Genomic DNA, 6,289 nt, shown 5'->3' with positions numbered 1-6,289 from the left:
GCCCTCGACAATGACGCGGTCGCCGTCTCCGACGCCTGAATCCACCAGCCAGTTGTTGCCGACGCTGTTGCGCACTGCGAGCACGCGTGTCTCGACTTTCCCTTGCGCGTTGATGACCATGGCAGTCGCCTCGCCCTTGGTGTTGCGGCTGACGCCGCGCTGCGGCACCAGGAAACTGTTCTGGGCAACGCCCTCCTCGACCAGCGCGCGCACATACATGCCCGGCAAAAGCAGACGATCTGGGTTGGGGAACTCGGCCCTGAGAGCGAAAGTGCCGGTGGTCTGGTCGACATTGGCGCCGGCGAATTCCAGCTTGCCGGTCTGCGTGTAGATGGTGCCGTTCTCCAGCTTCAGCTTGACGCTGACATTGGGGCCGCTGAACTTCAGCCGGCCCTCATTGATGGCCTGGCGCAGATTGAGCAGATTGGTGCTCGATTGTGTGACATCGACATTGATCGGATCTAGCGAACGGATGGTGGTGAGCAAGGTGTCCTGGTTGGCGGTGACGAGCGCGCCCGGCGTCAGCGACGACTTATCAATGCGACCGGCGATCGGCGCGGTAATCTTGGTGTAGTCGAGGTTGATGCGCGCGGTCTCGACACTGGCCTTGGCGGATGCAACATCCGCGTTGGCCTGCGCCAGCGTTGCCGCAGCATCGTCATAATCCTGTTTGGAAACAACGTTCTGCTTCAACAGGCCGGCATAGCGGTCGAACTTGGCCTGCGCGGTCGGCACCGCCGCTTCGGCCTTCTGCTGGGCTGCCTGCGCGCTGTCATAGGCTGCCTGGTAGCTCGCCGGATTGATGAGGTAGAGCGGCTGCCCGACCACCACCTCACTGCCTTCCTTGAACAGCCGCGCCTGGATGATGCCGTTGACCTGCGGACGCACATCGGCGGTCAGCGAGGCAGACGTCCGTCCCGGCAGTTCGGCTGTTATCGCCACCGATTGCGGGCGCAGCGTGACGACGCCGACTTCCGGCTTGCCGGGCGTGCCCATGCCGGCGGGGGCGCTGCCCTCCTGCGAGCAGGACGCCAGCAGAAAGGCAGCGGCGAACATCGCGGCCCAGGGCGCCAGATGGCGTGCCGAAAAACGAGGCTGGCTAGGCTTGGAAATCATGGCCTGGATCTTTCCCTGGAGTTGTGTACGCGTTGGCAATGGACCGCTTGGTCGAGGGGCATGCCGATCCATATGATGATAGGCCGCACCCGTCGGCGGGCGGCGACGAGCAATGCTTGGAAGCGGCTCATGTCGCGCTCCTTCTCGGCGGCCGGAGCTGCTCGAAAGTCGAGTAGCTGGCCTCGATGCCCACCAACATCATTATGCCGATCAGCGAGGACATGCCAAGCGCCTTGCCGGAGTTCACGCGATCTTGCGGTCATGATGTCCATGGTTGTCGAGCGGCTGCGAGAGCGGAAGCGACAGCCGCCAGGCGGCGAAGCGCAGGCGGATCGCGCCCTTCAGCGTGTCGACCGGGAGGGCCAGCGGCATATCGCGCCCGGCAGGACCAAACGAGAGCCTCGGGCTGGCGGACGCGAGCAGCCGCAGCATGATCATGGTTCCCACATTGTCGTGCTTCCATTGCATGGTTCGAATTGGCGTCATTCGAACTGGACGTGATTGAAACGAGGGATGGCAGGGATACGCCCGCCATCCCCCGGAGAACCGGCCGGCCCGAGAACGGGTTGGGTACCGGGCCGGCCGGTGCAGTCGGTCAGAGTTGTCAGTCGTTCCCGGGCTGGGGCGAGAGCTGCCTGCCATCGTTGGGCAGGCCTCTGGGGCCGGCTGCATCGTTCGGCGGCCCGCCCCAGGGACCGGGGGGTGATCCATGGGGGCGTTCCGCCGAAGCGAGGACTTCGAGTTGTTCGGGCGTCAGCTTGGCACGCAGTTCCGCGATCGCGTCCTTCAGTTTACCGGCCGAAACCGCGCGGGCGGTGACATCGTCGGCCAGCTTTTCCTGGAACGCGAAAGGATCAGGCTTGCCGCCGGGACCCGCCGCGTCGGGACCCTTCGCTTCAGCACTACCGGGCCGCCCGTGGTCAGGCTGAGGCGGCGAAAGCACCGCCTGCAGCGCGCTGGTGTAGTCGCGCCAGGCGTCGAGTTGTTCGGTGCGGATGCCAACGCGGGTCTCCAGCGCGGCGAGCCGGGCGGCCAGCATGAATTCCGGCGGCGGACCCATGCGGCGGGGGCCAAAGCCCTGCGGGCCAAAACCCTGTGAGCCAGGCCGCATCGGTCCATGCGGGCCGGGTCCAGCCATCGGGCCGTGATCCAGGCCGTCCTGAATGGCCATGACAGGTGGCGGCTCGCCGGGTCCGGCGCCGGGATCGGGCTGCGCTGCCAGCGCGGGGTGAATTGCGGCGACGGAAAACAGGCCGAGCGCAAGAAGTCTGCTTCGCATAAAGATGTTCCTTTCTCTCATGCTTCGGACAGTTCAGAGGATAGGAAGCGTCTTTGTCCGCTTCGCGTCGGCGTGTTGCCGAAGGTTTCCGCAAAAGGGCAATTTGTTTCCGAATGTTTCCCATGACCCGCCGGAAACGTTCGGTTGCAATTTTCCATGCCGCTCGGGCGCGGCTCCTCCTATAATCGTGGCCAAGGCAAGGGCACGATTGATGCAGTCACAACCCCATATCCTCGTCGTTGACGACGACCGCGAGATCAGGACGCTTCTCCAGCGCTATCTCGACAGCCAGGGCTTTCGCGTCACGGCGGCGGCGGACCGGCGCGAATGCGAGCAACGGCTTGGTGCGGGCCAGTTCGACCTGATCGTGCTCGACGTGATGCTGCCGGACGGCTCGGGGCTCGATATCTGCCGCGGCTTGCGCGACCGCAAGCCGCACACCCCGATCATCCTGCTGACCGCGCTGAAGGAAGATGTCGACCGCATCATTGGCCTGGAACTCGGCGCCGACGACTATCTCGGCAAGCCGTTCAACCCGCGTGAGCTCATTGCCCGCATCCGTGCCGTGCTCAGGCGCTCGGCGCCCGAGGAGGCGCCCGCCTCCCCGCGCGCGCGTACCTACCGCTTCGCCGGCTACAGGCTGGAGCCGGACACCCGCAAGGTGACGGATGCACAAGGCGTGGCCGTCGACCTTACGGGCGCCGAGTTCGACCTCTTGCAGGTGTTTCTCGACCGCCCCGGCCGGCTTTTATCGCGCGACCAGCTTCTCGACCTGACGCAAGGCCGCGAGCGCGACCCGCTCGAGCGTTCGGTCGATGTGCTGGTGAGCCGGTTGCGCCGGAAATTTTCGGACAGCGGCGACGGGCCGCTGTTCAAGACCGTGCGCAATGGCGGCTACCAGCTCACCGCGCGCGTCGAGACCGTGGAGAGCCAGGCGTGAATTCGCTGCGCCGCCGTCTCATCCTGCTGCTGGTCGCCTCGATCGTCGGCGTCGTCGGCCTGGCGACGGCCGCCGTCATCAGCGTGCGCGGCGGCGGACCGCCACCGGAACTGACCGTGCCCTGGATTGCCCAACAGATGGAACTGGTGGTGCGGCTTTTGCCGGGGCCGATCCCCGACGTCCTGCGGGTGCAATTCGCCGACCATCCGGCGGGCGGCAAGGTGGCTCGTGCCGAAACGGCGATGCTCAACGACATCCTGCACCGCCGTGGCCTCGACTTTCCGGCGGTCGTCAACGAGAAGGCGGACGAACCCGGCCAGATCGCATCGATGCACCTGCCTGACAGCCGCTGGGCGATCATGGAGGTGCCGCACCTCAAGCCGCCAAGGCGCGAATGGCTGGTTCTGGCAGGCTGGATCTCGCTGATCGTCGCCGGCGCCACGGCGGTGTCGGTCTATTTCACCTCGGTGCTGATCCGCCCGCTCGAGATGTTGGAGGCCGCCGTCTCCAAGATCGGATCGGACGGCGTGCTGGCGGCGGTGCCGGAAGTGGGCTCGGCCGAGGTCAAGGCCACCGCGCATGCGCTGAACCAACTCTCGTCGCGGCTGCGGACCGCCATGGAAAGCCGCATGCGGCTGGTCGCCGCCGCCGGCCATGATCTGCGAACGCCGATGACGCGCATGCGGCTGCGCGCCGAATTCCTCGACGACGAACGCGACAAATGGCTTCACGACCTCGACGAACTCGACCGCATCGCCGACAGCGCCATCCGCCTGGTGCGCGAAGAGGTGAACCAGGACGCCGTCGAAGCGGTCGACCTGGCAAAGACGGTGCGCGATATCGAAGCCGAGATGGCATCGCTCGGCCATGCCGTCTCGATCGGGCACCTGGACAAGGTTTGCGTGCGGGCCGGCGCGCTTGGCCTGCGCCGCGCCTTGCGCAACCTGATCGTCAACGCCGCCACCCATGGCAAGGCGTGCCGCATCGACCTGGCCGCAGCCGACAATCGCGCCGTGCTGACCATATCTGACCATGGCCCGGGCATACCCACGGAACTCCTGAACAAGGCGTTCGAGCCCTTCTTCCGCGTCAACCCCGGCCGCCTGCAATCCGTCCCCGGAGCCGGTCTTGGCCTCGCCATCGCCAAGGAGATCATCGAGCGCTACGGGGGCACGGTAACGCTGGAAAACCGCCGGGGCGGCGGGCTGGAACAGACGGTGGTGTTCGACGCGGTGTGACGGGATGGCGGCCCACAGCAGATGCTCGCTCAGCCGAGTGACGGACGTTGCGTGCGGCAACCGACGAAAAAACGGCGACCATGCTGCACTGCGCAAAGCCAATGGCTCCAACTCATTTCTCTGCGGAACCAGGATCGAATCCATATTATCCAAAATATAGATTCCAGAATTTCTTGCGACCTCACAAAGAACTAGGCTCTCAAGCCAAGAGCTCCCCTCAATCAACCGGGGCGGGAATATCGGCACAATTTAAACGCCAAGGTTTAATTCTGAGGAAACTCCCCAGAAATGGCGAGAACCGGCCGGTTTTGTCAATTTTTAGCACTTGCTCACATAAGTATTTCAGCCGGGTAGATATTTTGTGTTGCGCTGCACAATGCCGTAGCCGAACGATGTCCTGGGGGGACTCGTTTGCGACTGGACATACGCCGTGGAGGATTCCGCCAGGTTGACCAGCTTGAGTTGTCCGTCCGTCGATTTCGAGCCCGGCCCGGCCGTGCTCGCAATGCGCGGATTTGCGGGTGCCTTGGCGGGTCTCGTCCGCCTTAGCCTGCCGCTCGAAACGGCCGGCTGGCGGCCTCATCGCGGATATCACGCCGGCGGAAGCCGCTGATGGGAAGCGCCCGTGACATCCAACTTGATGCGTTGAGAGCTATCGCCGTAACGATGGTGTTGTATTCCCATTTCTTCGCGGAGGGACCTTCGTTCTGGGGCCATATCGGTGTGCGGCTGTTCTTCGTGCTGAGCGGCTTCCTGATCACGCGCCTGCTCCTGGAGGCGCGCTCGGCCACCGAATTCGAAACCGGCCCGGCGCTGCGCTCCTTCTACATCCGGCGGATGTTGCGGATATTCCCGCCCTATTTTGCCGTCCTGGGTTTCGTCTGGCTGGTCGACCTGGATCAGTCCAGGGGGTCGCTGGTCTGGCATGCGCTTTATCTGTCGAACTTCTGGTATGCGCAGCACAATAACTGGAATCCTTGGGTACTGGGCCATTTCTGGAGCCTGAGCATCGAGGAGCAGTTCTATCTTGCCTGGCCGCTGGTCGTCCTGCTGGCCCCACGCCGCCGCTTCGAGGCCATCTGCATCGCTGTCATCGCGCTGTCGCTGGCCTATCGATTCTATTGGCCGATCACCGCCACGCCGGCGCTGGCGCGCGACCTGCTGCCGCCGGCATCCATGGATGCGCTGGCGACGGGCGCGCTGCTTGCCTGCTGGCATTTTAGGGGCGCCGGCCTGCCGCACTGGATGCGGCTGGGCTGGCCTGCCTTCGCGGCCGCATTCCTTGTCATCGAGTGGTTAGTCCCGGAGCCCGCCGATCCGACACTGGAATGGGCCCGCTGGCTGCTGCGGGAAGTCCTGCCCCTGGTGCCGCTGATGGTCATCGTAGCAGCCTGTTCGCGCGGCCTTGGCGGCATCCTGGGCAGGCTTGCCGAACTGCCGCCGCTGCTTGGCCTCGGCCGCATCAGCTACGGCGTCTATCTCTATCATCCGATATTGCTGTCGCTCGCCGTCAAGGCGCAGCCCTGGATTCCGCTCAACGTCTCGGCGCAAGGGCCAGGGCGATTCCTGGTTGCGGGCGCCGCCACGATTGTCGCGGCCTGGATTTCCTGGGTGGTTTTCGAGAGGCCGCTCAACAGCCTGAAGCGCTACTTCCCCTATGTCGCGCGCACCCGCCCCGCACAGGTCGGCCATGGCGGGTGCGCGCGACATAGGGGA

At 64.8% G+C, this 6,289-nt stretch carries 6 protein-coding genes; 3 read left to right on the top strand and 3 right to left on the bottom strand.

All coding sequences use genetic code 11. The features are described from left to right. The 3 genes from EN750_RS14150 to EN750_RS14140 form a co-directional block, all read right to left on the bottom strand. A partial coding sequence (locus tag EN750_RS14150; protein WP_127396781.1) for an efflux RND transporter periplasmic adaptor subunit occupies nucleotides 1-1,116 on the bottom strand: 1,116 nt, incomplete at its 3' end. 243 nt (nucleotides 1,117-1,359) lie between these two features. Next, on the bottom strand, nucleotides 1,360-1,554 hold the full coding sequence (locus tag EN750_RS14145) for a hypothetical protein (RefSeq protein WP_127396780.1): 195 nt from the start codon (nucleotides 1,552-1,554) through the stop codon (nucleotides 1,360-1,362). Nucleotides 1,555-1,720: 166 nt separating this feature from the next. Beyond that, a complete protein-coding gene (locus EN750_RS14140) occupies nucleotides 1,721-2,395 on the bottom strand; it encodes a hypothetical protein (protein WP_127327739.1) in 675 nt (224 codons plus the stop codon). A gap of 211 nt (nucleotides 2,396-2,606) precedes the next feature. Here EN750_RS14140 and EN750_RS14135 point away from each other — a divergent pair, with 211 nt between their 5' ends. The 3 genes from EN750_RS14135 to EN750_RS14125 form a co-directional block, all read left to right on the top strand. Further along, on the top strand, nucleotides 2,607-3,335 hold the full coding sequence (locus EN750_RS14135) for a response regulator (protein ID WP_127396779.1): 729 nt from the start codon (nucleotides 2,607-2,609) through the stop codon (nucleotides 3,333-3,335). After that, nucleotides 3,332-4,573, top strand: a complete 1,242-nt coding sequence (locus tag EN750_RS14130) for an ATP-binding protein (protein ID WP_127396778.1) — start codon at nucleotides 3,332-3,334, stop codon at nucleotides 4,571-4,573. Before EN750_RS14135 ends, EN750_RS14130 begins: the two co-directional genes overlap by 4 nt. A 612-nt stretch (nucleotides 4,574-5,185) precedes the next feature. Next, on the top strand, nucleotides 5,186-6,289 hold a 1,104-nt coding region (locus tag EN750_RS14125; RefSeq protein ID WP_145967639.1), incomplete at its 3' end, for an acyltransferase.

Source organism: Mesorhizobium sp. M7A.F.Ca.ET.027.03.2.1 (assembly GCF_003999175.1).
Lineage (GTDB): Bacteria > Pseudomonadota > Alphaproteobacteria > Rhizobiales > Rhizobiaceae > Mesorhizobium.
The sequence above is the reverse complement of the archived record's forward strand: the minus strand, read 5'-3'. Positions and strand labels throughout refer to the sequence as shown.

What these genes read in the sequence shown, in the direction of transcription:
- EN750_RS14145 (WP_127396780.1), bottom strand. Translation starts at nt 1,554, where the DNA reads ATGATCATGCTGCGGCTGCTCGCGTCCGCCAGCCCGAGGCTCTCGTTT.
- EN750_RS14140 (WP_127327739.1), bottom strand. Translation starts at nt 2,395, where the DNA reads ATGCGAAGCAGACTTCTTGCGCTCGGCCTGTTTTCCGTCGCCGCAATT.
- EN750_RS14135 (WP_127396779.1), top strand. Translation starts at nt 2,607, where the DNA reads ATGCAGTCACAACCCCATATCCTCGTCGTTGACGACGACCGCGAGATC.